Source organism: Pseudoalteromonas fuliginea (genome assembly GCF_000690055.1).
GTDB lineage: Bacteria > Pseudomonadota > Gammaproteobacteria > Enterobacterales > Alteromonadaceae > Pseudoalteromonas > Pseudoalteromonas fuliginea.
In genome coordinates this window covers 1-17,853 of sequence record NZ_JJNZ01000075.1, presented here as the reverse complement: position 1 = coordinate 17,853, position 17,853 = coordinate 1, and the positions used below count along the sequence as shown (strand labels likewise).

12 protein-coding genes and 2 pseudogenes are annotated in these 17,853 nt (G+C 38.7%); 7 read left to right on the top strand and 7 right to left on the bottom strand.

Annotated elements, in window-relative coordinates; genetic code table 11:
- The 3 genes and pseudogenes from DC53_RS21810 to DC53_RS22980 form a co-directional block, all read left to right on the top strand.
- Nucleotides 1-236, top strand: a pseudogene (locus DC53_RS21810) (IS91 family transposase); the annotation flags it as partial.
- Nucleotides 237-573: 337 nt separating this feature from the next.
- Entirely contained in the window at nucleotides 574-1,167 is a 594-nt protein-coding gene (locus DC53_RS02480; protein ID WP_033031729.1) for a hypothetical protein, read from the top strand.
- A gap of 548 nt (nucleotides 1,168-1,715) precedes the next feature.
- Nucleotides 1,716-1,993 (top strand): annotated as a pseudogene (locus DC53_RS22980) (hypothetical protein); the annotation flags it as partial.
- A gap of 208 nt (nucleotides 1,994-2,201) precedes the next feature.
- On the opposite strand, the gene DC53_RS02485 reads toward DC53_RS22980, so the two are convergent.
- The gene (locus DC53_RS02485; protein WP_033031727.1) at nucleotides 2,202-2,495 is read right to left on the bottom strand and encodes a type II toxin-antitoxin system RelE/ParE family toxin; all 294 of its coding nucleotides are present in this window, start codon (nucleotides 2,493-2,495) and stop codon (nucleotides 2,202-2,204) included.
- Complete coding sequence (locus DC53_RS02490) at nucleotides 2,495-2,734, bottom strand: type II toxin-antitoxin system ParD family antitoxin (RefSeq protein ID WP_007378950.1); 240 nt, start codon at nucleotides 2,732-2,734, stop codon at nucleotides 2,495-2,497. The genes DC53_RS02485 and DC53_RS02490 overlap by 1 nt, the downstream gene beginning before the upstream one ends.
- Before the next feature lie 525 nt (nucleotides 2,735-3,259).
- Here DC53_RS02490 and DC53_RS02495 point away from each other — a divergent pair.
- From DC53_RS02495 to DC53_RS02510, 4 genes are all read left to right on the top strand, one after another.
- Nucleotides 3,260-5,170 (top strand): aminotransferase class V-fold PLP-dependent enzyme, encoded by a 1,911-nt coding sequence (locus DC53_RS02495; protein ID WP_033016109.1) that lies wholly within the window; start codon nucleotides 3,260-3,262, stop codon nucleotides 5,168-5,170.
- A 439-nt stretch (nucleotides 5,171-5,609) separates the two neighbouring features.
- Nucleotides 5,610-6,167 carry a GNAT family N-acetyltransferase gene (locus DC53_RS02500; protein WP_033031725.1) on the top strand — a complete coding sequence of 186 codons (558 nt, stop codon included), beginning with the start codon at nucleotides 5,610-5,612 and terminating at the stop codon, nucleotides 6,165-6,167.
- Nucleotides 6,168-6,248: 81 nt separating this feature from the next.
- Nucleotides 6,249-6,716, top strand: a complete 468-nt coding sequence (locus DC53_RS02505) for an OsmC family protein (protein WP_033031722.1) — start codon at nucleotides 6,249-6,251, stop codon at nucleotides 6,714-6,716.
- Nucleotides 6,717-7,318: 602 nt separating this feature from the next.
- Nucleotides 7,319-8,059 carry a FadR/GntR family transcriptional regulator gene (locus DC53_RS02510; protein ID WP_033031720.1) on the top strand — a complete coding sequence of 247 codons (741 nt, stop codon included), beginning with the start codon at nucleotides 7,319-7,321 and terminating at the stop codon, nucleotides 8,057-8,059.
- A 283-nt stretch (nucleotides 8,060-8,342) separates the two neighbouring features.
- Here the strand turns inward: DC53_RS02510 and DC53_RS02515 are convergent, their stop codons facing one another.
- From DC53_RS02515 to eda, 5 genes are all read right to left on the bottom strand, one after another.
- Entirely contained in the window at nucleotides 8,343-11,387 is a 3,045-nt protein-coding gene (locus tag DC53_RS02515; RefSeq protein ID WP_033031718.1) for a TonB-dependent receptor, read from the bottom strand.
- A 386-nt stretch (nucleotides 11,388-11,773) separates the two neighbouring features.
- Nucleotides 11,774-14,506, bottom strand: a complete 2,733-nt coding sequence (locus DC53_RS02520) for a poly(beta-D-mannuronate) lyase (RefSeq protein WP_033031716.1) — start codon at nucleotides 14,504-14,506, stop codon at nucleotides 11,774-11,776.
- A gap of 458 nt (nucleotides 14,507-14,964) precedes the next feature.
- On the bottom strand, nucleotides 14,965-15,927 hold the full coding sequence (locus tag DC53_RS02525; RefSeq protein ID WP_033031714.1) for a class 1 fructose-bisphosphatase: 963 nt from the start codon (nucleotides 15,925-15,927) through the stop codon (nucleotides 14,965-14,967).
- Nucleotides 15,924-17,006 carry a class II fructose-bisphosphate aldolase gene (gene fbaA / locus DC53_RS02530; RefSeq protein ID WP_033031712.1) on the bottom strand — a complete coding sequence of 361 codons (1,083 nt, stop codon included), beginning with the start codon at nucleotides 17,004-17,006 and terminating at the stop codon, nucleotides 15,924-15,926. Before fbaA ends, DC53_RS02525 begins: the two co-directional genes overlap by 4 nt.
- A 14-nt stretch (nucleotides 17,007-17,020) precedes the next feature.
- Nucleotides 17,021-17,638, bottom strand: a complete 618-nt coding sequence (gene eda, locus DC53_RS02535) for a bifunctional 4-hydroxy-2-oxoglutarate aldolase/2-dehydro-3-deoxy-phosphogluconate aldolase (RefSeq protein WP_007378590.1) — start codon at nucleotides 17,636-17,638, stop codon at nucleotides 17,021-17,023.
- Nucleotides 17,639-17,853 lie beyond the last annotated feature (215 nt).

Sequence of the window (17,853 nt, the reverse complement as noted above, 5' to 3'; positions counted from 1 at the left end):
CCAAAGGGTTTATGCGCATTCGTCACTATGGCTTTTTAGCTAATGCGTGTCGCAAGCGAAAGTTAGCATTAATAAGGTCACAAGAATCACACATAGGTAAAGTGGAGAAGCTAAAGACAGAAAACGTAACACTGATACCGCATTGGCCTTGCCAGCATTGTAAGGCAGGTATCTTGCGATTAATTGGCGTATTCAAGTTATATGAAACAACGACCAAAGTAGAGCGAACGAGTTAGCAGCTAGTTAGCTGCTTAAAATCAATTAGTTAACCTGCTTAACTGCTCAGGCTAGCGGCCTCTGTACGTGTAAAAAATATAATTGCTTATTAAGGCAAATTTAGGTGTAATGAATACATAATAAGCGCTGAGCAATGCAGGGAAAGCTTACATAACACTAGCTAAGCTGATTAAATCAGCTAGGAAAGTGAGAGCCTCCAAAAAGCAAATTCCCATAGCATAAACAACACCAACTCTGACACACCGAGCAGGTAGCGGCTCAGTCCAACAAGCGATTATGCAACACAAACAGCGTGTCGCATAAATACTAAAGTGTTAAATTGCAAGGAGGTTCCGCATGTCATTTTCAAGCATGATGAATGATCAATTGTTTTTACGAAAACAAAATGGTGAAACTGTAGAAGGAATAAAGGCAGCCGTAACTCCTAATGTCATAGTTACTGAACGCTATGATGTACAGATTGAATCGGGAGATCTATTGGTTCGTAAGTTACCAAGTGGTCTTGAAGAAACATTTAAAATTATAGATCCTGGATTTTATCAAGGTATAAGCGGTATATCTTCTGGTTACAAAATTTCATATAAAAAATTAGGTATTCCAGAAGCTGAGTCTGAAGTTAAAAATATTACTTATAACTTTCACGGTGACAATGCTCGTGTAAACAATGATTCAATTGATAATTCGACTAACGTCGTAAACTCTGGTTCTGAAATTTCTGAGCATATTGAACTATTAAGAAGTGAGGTTAATCGCTTGATTCAAGACGCAAATGAAAAATCAGATGCTCTTGATGTGGTCGATGCTATTGAAGGTCAACTAACCTCTGAAAAACCAAGTAGAGTCGTGATTAAGACTTTGATTTCTGCGTTACCCCACGCTGGTAGTATTGCATCTGTTGGTTCTTTTTTACTTGCTGCTATAGCGGGTTAGCAATTTAACAAGTGCCTGCAAGGGACAAATCAAGCCAGCCCGTTTTTTGCTCAAAGAGCAAAAACGGCAAAAAAAGGTCTAACTCGTTTTGCCCATGAGGCAGGCGTTGGTGCGTCAAGCTAAGCTTGATCCATCTTGCAGGGTGCAAGTCCCTGTCGGGCAAGGACTAACTAACCTCCTGTATCGAGTGTTGCGTCTTTGGCGGAGTGTGGGATTAGCAATTGCTTTTCAGTTATGAGGATAGCATCACACGAACAAGATTGGCGAAGCGTACACAGAGAATTATGTAGGCCATAGGGGTTATCGTGATCCTGAAGTGCTGATATCGCTCCGATAAATATTAGATCTGACTGACGAGGTTTGCAACGCCACCGAAGTCCATGCAAAACAGCCGTGTTAGTAAGGTTGTGGCGAGTCAGCGGAGTTTCAAAGCCGTGGCATGTATAAAGAGATGGTTTGAGAACTTGAGAGATCCAAGTAATTAGGATGACACCCATCCTAATTATTGCGAAAAAAGCCAACAAAAACAGCATGAAGTGTGCATTGTTATAAATAATGAATCACACAAAAAGCTGTGCTATGTTGACAAAATGAAAGTAAAAACAGACAGCCCAATCGGACGACGATAGCTGTTTATTAAAGAATGGCAAACGACTCGGCTGTATTGAACCGGCTTTCCTTTAAATAAAAAGCGGTATATTACGGGAATAAAGGGGTACTAAACTGACCTTACGAGGTCAAATGAAAGTGAATGCCTTACTTGACGCTGCAGCAACTGTATTGTCTTGTTCAGAATATAGAAAAGCTGCAAAACACAATGCACTGAGAAGGGGAAGCCTTTTTACTCTAAATAAAAGCCACTCAAACACCGGTAATCTCTTCCAAAACGCCAATTGAAACAACACTAAACCAGCTTTTTATATTCAATGAAAAACACAGTAATCGATAGAACCAAAATAGGAACTCAGCTATGGTTTATTTATCAATAAAAACAAATAAAAAACGAGTTAATCTACAGACTCGTTATGTTTTTCTCATAGAGCGCGGTTCACATCCATACTTTTGTGTAAGATGCGGACAATAAGTATCTGATTTTCTTTATGCCCTTTGTAATAAATCACATGGTTAGCAAGAGGGTATTTACTATAACCTTCTCTAATACAATCGCAGTTAATTCCTATTTTGGGATCATTTGCTAATAATTGAAATGAGTTATCGAGTATTTTTAAATAACTATTTCGTTGTGCTTGACCCCATGTGAGTTGGGTGTATTTTGCAATTTTTATTAAATCCGATTTTGCTTTAGCTGATAATGCGAATTTATTCATCAATTATTTTCTTTATCAAGCTCGGCAATTAAAGAATCATAGCTATATTCAACGGTGCCACTTTGTTCACCTTGAACTAGCATATTACGCAAATTAAGTAGTTTAGTTTCTTCATCTTCTAATGCTCGCAAACCTGCTCTAAGCACTTCGCTTGCTGAACCGTAACGACCTGAATGAAGCTGCTGGCTTATAAATTGATCAAAATGATCACCTAAAGTAACACTTGTATTTTTAGCCATAGTTAAACCTTTGTTTAGTTAATACCAATATATATTGGATTATGGTATAAAAAATATAACAAGGCAATTAAATCGGACGCATAACGGCGTTTATGGCGGCGCTATAATTTCATGGTAAATATGAGAGCCCTCGTTCTGATTTTAAATTTGCGAGAAAAATACTAAAACCGAAAGCACAATATACCAAGGCAATTGCTCATAACTGTATTTTTGATGTGCTATTCATTGATTTGCTAGTTTTCTTTAAATTTTACCTTAATAAAGATTATTCTGGTGTTACTGCTGACAAGGCAGTGGCTGTATATTGGTCAACAGTAATACCAAATCTAGACATGTCTCGACTGGATTTAACTTAAACCCTGAGTTGGGTAATTGACTTGTCGAAGAGGCTACTGATACAGATTTACAGTATATTGTTACTGAATTAAAAAAATTATAACAAGGCATTATCAAAGTATTAATTTCACAAGTCTCACTCCTTTGGTTATGCTATTGAGCATTATAAATCTTATTGCGAAAACCTCTATGCTACCTCTACTTCGTATCTTGATAATTGAGCAAGACCCAACCACTTTACAAGGGCTTTCAACGAATCTGTCAAAGACTATTCCTAATTTTGAGCGTGATGATATTCATATCGATATTATTGAATGCCTTGAGCTTAAACGCGCGTTGGAACATGTAGCGGAAGATGGTGATATTCAAGCCGTAGTACTAAGCTGGGATATGCACAATAAAGTGGGTGAGCGTATGTATAGCCGCTTTATTGAAGAGTTAAAGGCTATTCGTCTTGAGCTGCCGGTTTATGTTGTTGGCGACGACACTAAAGGGCTGGAAATCGTTAACGAGTCAGAAGAAATTGAATCGTTTTTCTTTAAAGATGAAGTAATTTCTGACCCTGAAGCAATTTTAGGTTATATGATCAACGATTTTGACGACCGTTCGGAAACGCCATTTTGGACGGCGTATCGTCGTTATGTGGGCGAGTCGAACGATTCATGGCACACACCGGGTCATAGCGGGGGTTCTAGCTTTAGAAACTCTCCTTATATTAAAGATTTTTATCAGTTTTATGGCCGCAATGTATTTGTTGGCGATCTGTCGGTGTCGGTAGATTCGCTAGGCTCATTGTCAGACAGCACGAATACTATTGGTCGCGCTCAAGAATCAGCAGCGGCAACATTTGAAGTTAAGCACACCTACTTTGTTACAAACGGTTCGTCTACCTCAAATAAAATTATTTTACAAACACTCCTGCGTAAGGGAGATAAAGTAATTGTTGACCGTAATTGTCATAAATCAGTCCACTATGGCATTTTGCAATCTGCCAGTTACCCCATTTATTTGGCGAGTATTTTAAATCCAAAATATGGCATTTTCGCGCCACCGTCGTTGGCCGACATAAAGTTAGCAATTGAAAACAATACTGATGCTAAATTACTGGTGCTTACAGGTTGTACTTACGATGGCCTGCTTAGCGACCTGAAGCAAGTCGTAGATTACGCTCATCAATATGGTATTAAGGTGTTTATTGACGAGGCGTGGTTTGCATACTCTTTGTTTCATCCTAGCTTTCGTTATTATTCTGCTATACATGCTGGGGCCGACTACATTACCCACTCTGCACATAAAGTAGTGTCGGCGTTTTCTCAGGCCTCTTATATTCATATTAACGACCCCGATTTTGATGCTGATTTTTTTCGAGATATTTACAGTATCTACGCCAGCACATCGCCCAAATATCAGCTTATTGCGTCTCTTGATGTATGCCAAAAGCAATTGGAAATGGAAGGCTATAAGCTGCTCAATGCGCTGCTAAATCATGTTGACGAATTTAAACAACAGATGGCGTCGCTCAAGCACATTAAAGTGCTAGGTAAGCAAGACTTTATGGATATATTTCCGCACTTTAGCGGTGATAACATGGGTCACGATCCGTTAAAAATACTCATTGATATTAGTGAGCTACCTTATTCATTAAAAGATATTCATAAATATTTACTGGACGAAATTGGTCTAGAAATAGAAAAATACACGCACAGCACTATCTTGGTTTTACTCACGCTTGGCGGCACACGTTCGAAAATAATTCGTTTGTACAATGCATTGAAAAAGCTAGATGGGGGCAAAGTGAAGCTGTCGAAATCGACGCGCAGAGCCCGCTTACCAGAAAATTTACCCGCCATCGATCTCGCGTGTATTCCAAGCGATGCTTTTTATGGCGAGCGCGAATCGGTGCCTATTAGCAAAAGTAACAACCGCATTTGCGCTGGTTTAGTTACCCCATATCCGCCAGGTATTCCGCTTTTAGTGCCGGGCCAGCATATTACTGAAGATCACATTGAATATTTGCAGGAATTGGCAAGCCAAGGGCTGACAATTCAAGGCAGTTTTGATGGTGAAATTTATGTACTTAAGGGAAAGGTTAAGAAGTAACGGTATTCGTTTAGTACTATCGTTATCGCTGGGCAGTAATGTCGCAAGACATTGCTGCTGTATGAAGCGTTATTGTATGAGTGATAATTCCAGATTACACCGAAAATTTAATGCAAGCGCGTAATTAACAGTTGTTCCTCTTTAATATCATTAATGTTTATGACTTCGCGTTTATAACCGTCATTAACGACATAATCGATGCCTTTTGGTATACGGTTCAATGTATAGATGGGAGTCTGGCTGGGTTCGTATTGGGGATGATCAATATCTGAGCCATACAGGGTTGGTTATGCGTAGGTATAAACCACAAACTTGTTATAGCTCGCAGCGAGTGAACACAGCCAAAAATTGGCCTGACATTGACACTAAAGAAAACTAAAAGCATGAGCGCAGGATCAACAGATACATGTGCAATTAATTTATTATAAAAGGAATTTAGATGGTATTTCCATCACTTGAAACTGATCGGCTATTACTCACAGAGCTTCGTGTTGAAGATGAAGCTGAGTTGTTCAATTTATTTTCTAACCCATCTGTAATCGAATACTATGATTTAGATGTTTTTCGTGAACACAATCAAGCTGCTAATTTGATTAACCTTTTTAATAAAAGATACCACGAACAGCAAGGCATCAGATGGGCCATCCGATTAAAACCAACAGGACAATTGATAGGCACTTGCGGGTTTAATTCGTGGAACAGTAAAATGCGTAATGCTGTAATTGGTTACGAGCTACACCCTCAATTTTGGCGATGTGGCTATACTGTGGAAGCAGTCCGCGCAATTGTTGATGCTGGTTTTTCTGGAATATTAGCTTGTGGGAAGTTAAACCGAATTCAGGCTGATACGATACCTGAAAATATCGCATCTGAATCATTATTGTTGCGGCTTGGATTTAAAGAAGAAGGACTTCGACGTGAGTGTGGGTTTTGGAAAAGTAAATTTCATGACCTCAAGTGCTTCGGCTTACTCCGTTCAGAGTTCAGTTCTATATAAATATGTTTACAATTTTTATTCACAAGACGTTGAGGCTATTTAAGTTATCCCTTAGGCTACGTCCATCAACATGGAGTGTATATGTCAGAATATTTTGCCAAAATTAATTGGGTAAGAGAAAATAATGAAGGTTATATTGATAATAAATATAGCCGTGGGCATAAATGGATTTTCGATGGCGGTCAAACCGTACTAGCTTCATCTTCCCCTTATGTTGTTCCATTACCTTATTCAATTGAAAAAAATGTCGATCCCGAAGAGGCTTTTGTTGCATCTCTTTCTAGTTGCCACATGTTATTCTTTTTATCTATTGCCGCCAAAAACAAGTATGTAGTTGACTCATATGTAGACGAGGCTGTTGGTATTATGGAAAAAGATAGTGATGGTAAAATTTCAATGACTAAAGTCACACTTAAACCACATGTTCAGTTTTCAGGCGATAAGAAACCAACAATGAAGCAACTTGAGAAAATGCATCATCAATCCCATGAACAATGTTTTATAGCTAATTCTGTAAAAACTGAAGTTGTGACGGAAATTTCAGTCTAACTAGCCTGAACTCTGGTTAAGAGATTTATTGTCTAGACTTTAGGTTAACTAGTAAGTTTAGATACTACCGACAACTCATGACTCTTTTTAGTCGTTTTAATTGTCGGGTTAATGAGTTTATCCACTGCTATTTTGAGACTATGTACTGGCCTGTAATCACTGAAACATGCATATTTTCGCATTTTATCGTGCTAACTTCGCCTTGAGTAAAAATGCTGTTAAAGTTTACAAAGTAGCCTGTGTAGTATTAACCAGCTTATATACAACACTGATGAGTATTGTACTTACCATACACCCTCTTGCCTGTAAGCAAGATTGTTGTCGAATTATACGATTTATGTGAATTTAAAGACAAAACGCCATAAAATAAAGTTTTATCAATAACAAAAAATCGTAAATTAGCTTATGCTCTGTTTTAAAAGAAAAATAACATAATTCCTTGGCTTACAGTTAGACTAATACTTATTATTTTGACTACTAAAATTTCGTATTTATAATAAAAATTAATTATGCCAAGCTTTAACTGTGTTTCTTTACGTTGTAAGCAGCATAAAATTTGAGTTTAAAGTTAACAAAACCTCCCCACTTTGAGAGATTAAGTAATGCAAAATGTTAAAAAGCGCAGACGTTTCTGGATGGTTGTAGAAAAACTAGAAGCCTTAATTGATCAAGGTATTTATCCAATAGGTGGCCGTTTGCCTGCAGAGCGTGAAATGGCAGAAGTTTACGATGTTAGTCGCCCTACTATTCGTGAAGCTATTATTGCGCTGGAAGTTAGAAAGCGCGTTGAAGTAAAAACTGGATCGGGTGTATTTGTTACTAGTAGCAAAAAAACAGCGTCTTTAACTCCCCCAATAAGTGCATTTGAACTAACTCAGGCACGCGCATTAGTCGAATCGGAAGCTGCAGCTCTAGCAGCCTCTAAAATTTTAGATAGTGAGCTACAAGCACTTAAGCAAACACTAATAGACATGGAATTTTCTGACAAAGCTGATGAAGCAGATCAACTTTTCCATGAAATTATCGCACAAGCAACTCGTAATAAAGCGCTAGCACTCACCATTAATAACTTTTGGAAGTTACGACGCTCAGAACCACAAATATTATTAGCTCACCAAGGTGTTTGTTCGCAAAATATAAATCAGCGTTTGGCTGAGCACACCACTATCTATGATGCAATAGCTGATCGAAACCCATCCGCCGCAAGAAAGGCGATGCATAATCACTTTAATAGATTGATCAATGCATTATTTGAAGCAAGTGAAGCTAAAGCATTGGAAGAAGTAAGACGAAAAACAGATGAAACTCGTGGGCTTTATTCAATTTCTCACTTAACTAAATAACCTGAACTCTGAATAATACCAACTTGCATAAATATTTGAGCAAGTTAACGAATTAAATTGCGCTATAACGTCGTTAAAAGTTTTTCATTTAGAACAAGATACAAAAAATTTGCTTAGTTCAGCGTAATTTTTTAACGTTAAATAGACCCATATATAAGCAGATTAGTATAATAAATCTCTTAACCAGAGTTCAGCTTAGTTAATACACAAACTCACTTAGCTTTAGAATGATAAAAATAGAAAAAAGGCGGTAAACCGCCTTTTCTATTTCTAACTTTATAGTTTAAAGTTTAAAGCTCATGCCTAAGAATAAACGTGGGCCATAATCATTCACTTCACCTAAATTATCTTCAACAAAGAAGTCTTGTGATTTAGGTGCACTAAATAAGTTAATTGCCTCAGCTTTGATTCTAAAGTGCTCATTGATTTTATACGATGCACGCATTTCCCACACACCTACAGCGTCAACATAGCGTAAACGGGTACCATTACTTGTATAAGGTTGGAAATACTCACTACGGTATTTGTAAATAACCGCAGTATCGAAGTCGCCAATTTGGTAGTAAAGTTGACTACTAAATACATGCTTAGAAAAACCAGGAACTGAACCTGGCTCAACAATACCTTCCGTTAATTGTGTTGTATTACCATCAAGGTCAGTAGTGAATGTATCACCGTATAAGCTATCTTCAAATTCAAAATCAGTGTCAGCGAAGTTATAACCAAACTTTACACCTAAGCCATTATCCCAGCGGTAAGAAAACGAAGCTTCAAGACCGACTATTTCGCTGTCATCGTCTGATGTAACAGAGTTAGTAATAGGCAGAGATATACTTTCGCCATCTATTATAAACTCTTCTAAAATAGTTTGTTTTTCAAAACCGCCTTGGAACTGTTTGTAATATAGACTAAACGCTACAATCGAATCTTCATTCGGATACCATTCCACCGCCGCATCATAGTTCCATGACATTAATGGCTGAGTGGCAGGGTTACCAGAACCGTTTACACCTACGACTAAATCAGAAAGTGAAGTGGCTGCACCATCATCGTTACTGTTCGTTGAAAATTCACGGTTAAAGCTCAAATCTGACGGGTCTGCGCGAGACATACCACGGTAAATACCCGCACGCAATAATATATCTTCGCTATAATCTACAACTAAGTTAAAGCTAGGCAAATATTTGGTATAACTAGAGCCGCTTTGAATTTTATCAAGTGTTGTAGAATCTGATACCAATTCAAGAAATCCAGTGTCTGCATCCGTACCAACAGAATAATCTGTTCTGAAGCCAACAGATGTTACTTCAGTATCTACTACACGAAGACCAAAGTTACCACGTATAAATTTACCAAACATCTCTGTATCGTAACTAGCCATTAAATACGCTGAAGTGGTTTTTTCCGTTACATCGACAGTACCAGTATTTTGGTATTCAACGTCAGGATAGGCGAACACACCGTTGTAATCGGCATCAGTTGCTGCAACTGCTTGCGAAAAACAGACGTTGTCGTAGGTTGCCCACGAAGCACCTGTACCTGAACCAATAACGTTACCATCACTATCAACATTGGTTACAATGTTGCCATCAGACACGCTTGATAAAAAGTCTGATTCAGGGAAGTCTATTTGACAGCCTTGCAGAATTTCAAGTGCCGTATCGTCACCTACAGTGTATTCGTTTCTTGAACCATTACCTTGGCTGCCACCGAATTGTATGAAAGAAAGCTCAGATGTTCTAATTCCACCTTCAATTTTAGTGAATATGCCACTATCTAATTCATAATCAAAGTCTAAACGCGCCGATTTTATTACATTTTCACGAACATTTTCACGGTCTAAACGTGTTCTTAAGCTGTCAGTAAAATTAGAAATATCTGTAACATCAAAATCCGTTAATGTGAAATGAGGAATTTCATCGCCCAAATCCCAAGAGAAAAAATTACGATCCGATGTTCTACCGCGGTTCGAAATTTGTAGTTCTTCACGATCTGTTTTTGAATACGCTAAATCAAGATTAACCGTTAATCGGTCAGTTACATTGTGCTCAATGTTTAAACCATACCCTTGGTAATTTTCTTCACGTTCAAATTGCTCACCCGCTGATTCAATTCGCTCTTCGCCTTCCCAATGTAAAATACCACCTACATCGTTAGTAACAAGTGTGGGGCCAGTAATACCTGGTGTTGCGCGTTTTTGTAAAAAAATTAAATCGTGGCGCGCTTCTTTTTGTGTTCTATCTGAAATCTGCGTATCAAAATTAATATCCCACGCATCTGAAGGCTGGTATTGCAATGCAAAAAATACTGCGTCACGCTCATCCGATGTTTCATTTTGACGAAAACTGCGACTACTGCCAGTCCACGCATAAGGCGTACCATCACTTTTTGCTTTACCGGTTTCAGAATCAATATCTGTATCATAGCCTTGGTTTTTTAATTTTTCGCCACCGACCTGATCTTCACAGTCACCAGCGCTGCTACGATAAAAACCTTCATTGGTATTATTAGGATCATTTAAACACGCCCATAATGAAGAGCCTGACGGGCTTGAGCTTCTATATTCAGCTTCTGGTTGGCTAATATCTTGGCGTTGTACACCAAAAGACACACCAACGGCTTGGCCGTTATCAAATTCAAACTGGTCCACATAACTAAACGTACCACGATAACCTAAATCGCTTTGTAATGAGTTTTCTACATTACTTTCATCAGGGTTATAGTTTAATTTAACTTCCCCTGATACGCGTTGCTTACCAAAATCAAGAGGGGTTACGGTTTCAAGAGCAATAACACCTGCAACACCACCTTCAATCATTGATGCATCTTGCGTCTTATAGATAGCTACTTTTTTTACGAGCTCTGATGGAAACTGTGAAAAGTTAACTGAGCGGTCACCACCACCATTGGTTGCTTCACGGCCATTGATATGAGTGGCACTTAAAAATGGTCCAAGACCACGAATAGTAATCTCTGTTGCGCCACCATTTTCACGGTGAGATGCAGCACCTGTAATTGATTCCAGCGCTTCACCGATAGACAGTGCAGGTAAATCACCAATGTCTTCTGATGAAAGGCCATCAACTACAGTGGTAGACTCACGTTTAATAGCAATCTGATCTTGTATTGTTTTACGTGTACCTGTAACGCTAATGATTTCAACATCAGGTTCAACTTCAGTAACCTTTTTTTCAGCTTCCTGAGCTTGCGCAGTAAGTGCACAAGAACCAGCCATACCAGCAATTACCGCTGTTCTTACCCATTTTGCTATTGGACTTAGTACAAATGGTCCCGCTATCGAATTATTATTTTCTGACTTCAACGACATTAAAATTCTCCGTTGGTTGTTGTAGTGTGTTTTAGTTATGTGTCGCTTGTTATGCTTGTGTAGATAGAATGTGAATCCTGTATTTAATATACTCAACTGAAGTCACTTGATCAACCAATTTAACACTTAAATATTACCAGTGTTAAGACCAATTCTATTTTATAGGCATTACCAAGGGGTAAAATAGGTTGTTGGTACAAGTATTACGAATAAAATATTTGCTTATAAACGCAATATGCGTCAGGGCGTGTCTATCTATTGGGAGTCAATTTACCTGCTGCACAGGTTTGAGGGGGGTATTTGGGAGGAAATAAAAAGCCCCAAAATTGGGGCTAAAAAATTAGTAAGTTTTTAATCAAAACACCGATTAAACGTTTTACTACAAATTAATCGTTTTGTATTTTCCAAGTAGATCCAACACCCACTTCTGAAGTTTGAATATAATGAAGGCCCCTAGCACCAGCCAAAACCTGCGCACCAGTTGGCGATGTTTCTATTAGCGTACTTGTTGCTGTAACATATTCTAGCACTTCTTTATTATTAGTTGCTGGGTCTTGGTCGATAGCTCCATCAGTATCAAATGCACCATTACCGTTTAGTTTTCTGATTTCAACCCAGTCGCCGCTTGCATCACCTGATACTCGACTATCCGTATAACCAAAGTTGTTACTTAATACCGATGAAGTATGATTAATTAAGTCGCAGTCATATTCAAAAGCATGGTCACTACTAAGTGTATATGGGTAAAATAAACCTTGTGTTAATGCACTACTGGCAATTGTATCGCTACTAGATTGATCACCTAAACCGTTTGCAATTAAATTTCCATCAAAGTTGATAACAAACGCATTTTTGGTTAGACCATATAGCACTGGCGCATTCACTGCGGTTAACTCATCACAATCACTTGCTGGTGCTTTAGAGCCGATCTCAGTACTGAACACTATGGGTTGTTGAGAGTTTAATACCGTATTGTTCTTAACGTTAAGTGTAAAGTCACCAGCAGCATTTAGCACTGCTTGATTTCCTGACTTTGGTACGCCGCCATCGTCTTGCGAAAAGGGATTAGCTGTAAACACTATGCCACCCGCTTCTTTATTATCAGAGCGAATACCTGCAATATAGTTATTACTAACGGTATGTCCAAGTGGTGTAATTAACACACCGCTCGGTCTATCATCTGAGCTAGCAATATCCGTAGTACGAATAATCACATTATCTGTGACACTGTTAAATCCTCCATCTTCTAATGAAATACCGCCATTAGGATTTACAATTGTATTACCTTTGATAGTTGCACCAGATGTTTGCACTTTGATTAAACGACGTCCTGTTACAAAGTTTTCTATCCTGTTGTATTGAATGGTAAAATTAGCGTTTTCTGCCGCGTCAGCGCCCGTTGTATTACCAGCATTAATTAGGTGTAAGCTTGATTCAGCAAAGTTTGGATTATTACTATCACTGAATAAATTATACTGAATAGTGTGATCAGAGCTTGAAGATGACATTTTAATCACAGAGCCTTCTTCTACCGTATTTCGGTTAGTAAACGTGTTTCGTTCCACTAGTGCGCCTTTACCTTTTAACACTATCCAATTGTATTTAGCGTTATTAAGTGAAGTGTCTTCTCCATCCATCGTATTTTGTGAAAATATAAAGTTATCGCCCTCTGAGTAAATTACAGTTTCTTCTTCGGTTTCACAAAATGCACCCGCTTTAGTGTCTATGTTTTTAAAGGTAAGCCCTGTTAATGCAGCGCCGTCAACGCCGTTGGCAACATGTACACATACTTCCCCGCTAAGTACCGGATTCTGCCCTTCTACAGCGCGCAGCGTTACTGCACTGGTTAATAAAATTGCGTCCATATCAGCATAAACACCGGTGTTTAAGCCAATAACATCGCCATCAGCTAAACCGCCACTTATAGCACCAAGGAGTGCTTCAGGGCTAGTAACTAATTGTGTGTAAACCACTGTGTCAAGTGAGTTTGTAGCGCTACTTGCAAAGCCATCGTTGTCTGTATACGTAGCTGTAACTGACATTATTGAGCCTGCGTAAGCAGAAGGTGTAAATGTTTTACTATTGCTGCCAGCTATTTCAACGCCATCAGCAGACCAAGTATAAGTAACGTTAGCCTCTTCAACACCGTTGTTATCATTTATCTCAGCGGTTAACTCACCACTTGTTAAATAAGGCACTACTCCCATAATGGCTACGCTACCGGCTTCGTCAACCGCAACAGCAGAAACAGCAATTGTTTCCTCTGATGTATTATCCTCGATAAATCCATTATCATCTGTATAAGCAACTTGCACACTTATTTTTTGACCTAAAAGTGATGCATCAACTGTAAAGGTGCTCTCTATTGCGCCATCTATCTCTTGTGCGTCAGCAAGCCATTGATAAGTAATATCTCCTGATGCTCCATCGGTATCATTAATTTCTGCTGTTAATGTGTTTCCAACAGTTGGCGTGCCGCTAATTATCACTTCACCCTCTGAGTTTGTTCGTGCTACAACCTCTGTACTGGCTGAAGTAACAGATTCAGCAAACCCACGATCATCTTCAAAAGATGCACTAACAGTAATAACCGTACCAAATTGTGCGTCTGTCAACGTGAGCGTTGAAAGTACTTCATCTGCAATTTCTACATCATCCGCAAACCATTTATAAGTTACTGTATCGCCATCAAAACCATTTTCGTCAGCTACATTGGCAGTTAGTTGCGAACCAACTAGCGCGTCACCCGTAATGGTTAAGCTTGCAGGGAATGCAATTGCGGCAACATCTGCGGTTGGTTCTGTGATATGTGATTCATTAATGCCATCATCATCGGTATAAAGTGCTTGTGCAGTAATAGATAAGCCGATTTGGTCATCCGTTAATGTAAATGATGAACTTTTAGCCCCTTCAATAGCTTGCCCATCTGCATACCAAAAATATGTAATTTCACCCGATATCCCATCTGGGTCACTAACGGCCGTTGTTAATGTTTGCCCACTTGTTACTGTTCCGGTTAGAGCAATAGAGCCCAAGTTGTTGTCATTATTGTTTGAATCTGTGTCACAACCAACTATTGCTATCGCAATAGCGCATAGTGCAAAGTGTTTTAATTTCATGGTGGCTCTATTCTCCAAATTTATAGTTTTAATATTTGGCTATCTATTGTGTGTGTTACCAAATAAATCGTGCGCTTATTACCAAATCCACTAAATTGCAAATGAATTGTTAACCAACTTGGTAATATAACCATAATAAAATAACTTTTTCCACTATACCCACCGAATTAAATAACAATAAATGAACATACAGTTAACCCTACGCTGTTATTTCTAGTCAAAAATTGAATTCAATCGTGCATAATTACTAGGAAAATACATAACCCTAGAGTAAAAAATTGGTTTTACTCGGGATTAAGTAAATAAGATTTATTTAATATGTGAAGTATTCTTACTTGAAGACTATAAAAAATTAAGAAATGCAGTGAATTTGCATAGAAAGGATTATTTACAAAGAAAATGAAAAATAAGGGTAAAAAAAGGGCAATTTTCTTGCCCCTTTTTTGTTGAGTGCTGTTTTATAACATAGCGCTATTATAAAATTCCACAGGTTCATTCGAGCCTAAAGCAACAGGCACACGTTGATGCAAACTAGTTGGCGCAATATCTAAAATTCGCGCTCCTCTAGAGGTTGCTTTGCCACCTGCGTTTTCAACTAAAAGTGCTAACGGATTTGCTTCATAAAGCAGTCTTATTTTTCCGTTATCGTTACCGATACGTTTATCTTGTGGATACAAAAATAAACCGCCTCGGCATAAAATACGATGAACGTCGCCGACCATCGCTGCATTCCAACGGATTGAGCTTTTTTCGAAGTTTTCACAGGTGTATAGCAATTTATCAAAATACACTTGTGTTGGTTCGTCCCAATAACGGTAGTTAGCCATATTAACGGCAAATTCACGACTTTGCTCTGGCACACTTAACTGCTTATTTGTCAGTAAGTAACCGCCATGTGTTGAGTCTAACGTATAACAACGCGTAGGACCGCCAGTACTCATTACAAGTAATGATGAAGGGCCGTATAACACATAGCCTGCACATACTTGATTTACACCGGGCTGACTAAATTGCTCGTCGCTGTCAAAAGGAACATCATCACGGGCTAAGTAAATAGTAAATATAGTGCCTATTTGCCCATTAACATCAATATTAGAAGAGCCATCTAGCGGGTCAAAAGCAACAATAAACTTACCTTCAGGGTGGCCACCTACCGCATGATCTTCTTCCTCTGATGCAACTGCTCGTACGCTGCTATCGTCAAGTAGGATGTCTTTAAGTAGTTGATTTGCGATTACATCAAGCTTTTTTTGAACTTCACCTTGAACGTTTTCATTCAATGTTGAACCTAAAACACCGGCTAATTCACCTTGGCTTACTCGAAAAGCAATTTCTTTACTGGTCGCTAAAATTGTGCGAATAAGTAAAATAAGATCGGTATCTACACCGTCTTCTTTCAATACTGTATTTAATCTTTTCATGCACTATACCTGTTTACACAATTTAGATCGTCAAAGCATTGCTCTAGCCTTGCAACCATACTTTGCTCTGAATGACGCAACCATACACGAGGGTCATAGTATTTCTTGTTTGGCTTATCATCCCCGTCAGGGTTACCAATTTGCCCTTGTAGGTATGCTTGCTTGTCTTTGTAGTAATCTAAAATACCTGTCCAACACGCCCACTGCGTATCGGTATCAATATTCATCTTCACTACGCCATACGTTAAAGACTCTGCAATTTTACTGTACTCAGAACCACTACCACCATGAAAAACAAAGTTAATTGAGTTACTTGGTAGATTAAATTTTTCTGATACGTAAGCTTGTGAATCTTTTAAAATAGTTGGCGTAAGAACAACGTTACCCGGTTTATATACACCATGAACATTGCCAAAAGATGCCGCAATTATAAAGTTAGGGCTAATACGACTTAAACGCTCGTAAGCAAATGCAACATCTTCAGGTTGAGTATATAAAGCAGAACTATCTAAGTGTGAGTTATCAACACCGTCTTCTTCGCCGCCCGTGCAGCCAAGCTCAATCTCTAGCGTCATACCTATTTTTGCCATACGCATTAAGTAACGTTCGCAAATTTCGATATTTTCTTCTAAAGGCTCTTCTGACAGATCAATCATATGCGAGCTAAACAGTGGTTTGCCAGTCAGTTCAAAGTGTCTCTCACCTTCATCAAGCAAACCATCAATCCAAGGTAGTAGCTTTTTAGCTGCATGATCAGTATGAAGCATCACTGCCACTTCATAATGTGCTGCCACTGAATGTACATATCTTGCAGCACTTACCGCCCCAAGCACTGCTGATTGTTGCTCTGGTAAGGATAAGCTTTTACCACAAAAAAATTGAGCTCCACCATTAGAAAGCTGAATAATAACGGGCGAGTTTTTCTTTTTAGCAGCTTCTAGCGTCGCATTTATAGATGTTGTACTAACAACATTTACCGCTGGTAACGCATATTGGTTAGTACGCGCGTGTTCATACACAGCACTTACTTCGTCGCCAACGATTACGCCTGGCAGTATTGTTGGGGCTAAATAATTCATTTATCAGATCCTTTCTACTTTAAAGCTTGGATACAAGAATCGGTAATTGCTTGCCAATTTTCTTGTTCAACCCATTCTTTTTTCGCTATCCAAGTACCGCCAACGGCGAATACATTATTTAAAGAAAGATAGTCCATTTTGTTACTTTCGCTAACACCACCTGTAGGACAAAAGCTGACTGCTCTAAATACTGACGACACAGCTGATACAAAAGGTGCTCCACCGGCAAGCGAAGCCGGGAATAATTTTTGCTCTTCAAAGCCATATTCAAGCGCCATTAAAATATCACCGGTGTTTGATACACCAGGAAGTACCGGTACATTACATTTAGCAAGCGCTGTAAGTAATGCAGGAGACACCGCTGGCGTTACAATAAAGTCAGAACCCGCTTCAAGTGCTTGCTCTAAAATATCAGTATTTATGACTGTACCCGCACCTACTTTTAGTTCAGGCACTTGTGCTTTAATAGCTTTTAATGCCTCTATTGATGCCTCTGTTCTTAGTACTACTTCAACTAGAGTAAGGCCCGCGTTAGCCATGGCTTTTGCTATTTGAACACCTTGCTCTGGCGTATCAGCTTGAATTATAGGTAGCAGTGTTTGTCCTGACATAAGTTCAGAAAAGCGAGTCATAACGTTGTTCCTTTATAAAAAGTAATGCGGCCTATGTATGGCGGCCTTTAATGTTTGATTAACCTGAACTCTAGATAATAAATCTATCTCAAGCAGCTATTTTCAGCGCTAACTGTGTTGAATTTACTTGCAATAGGCCCGCTATTGACGCGTAAATTCGCCTTGTTTTCACTGACAATCTCTAGCTAGAGAAAATAATTTTAAATATCATTATG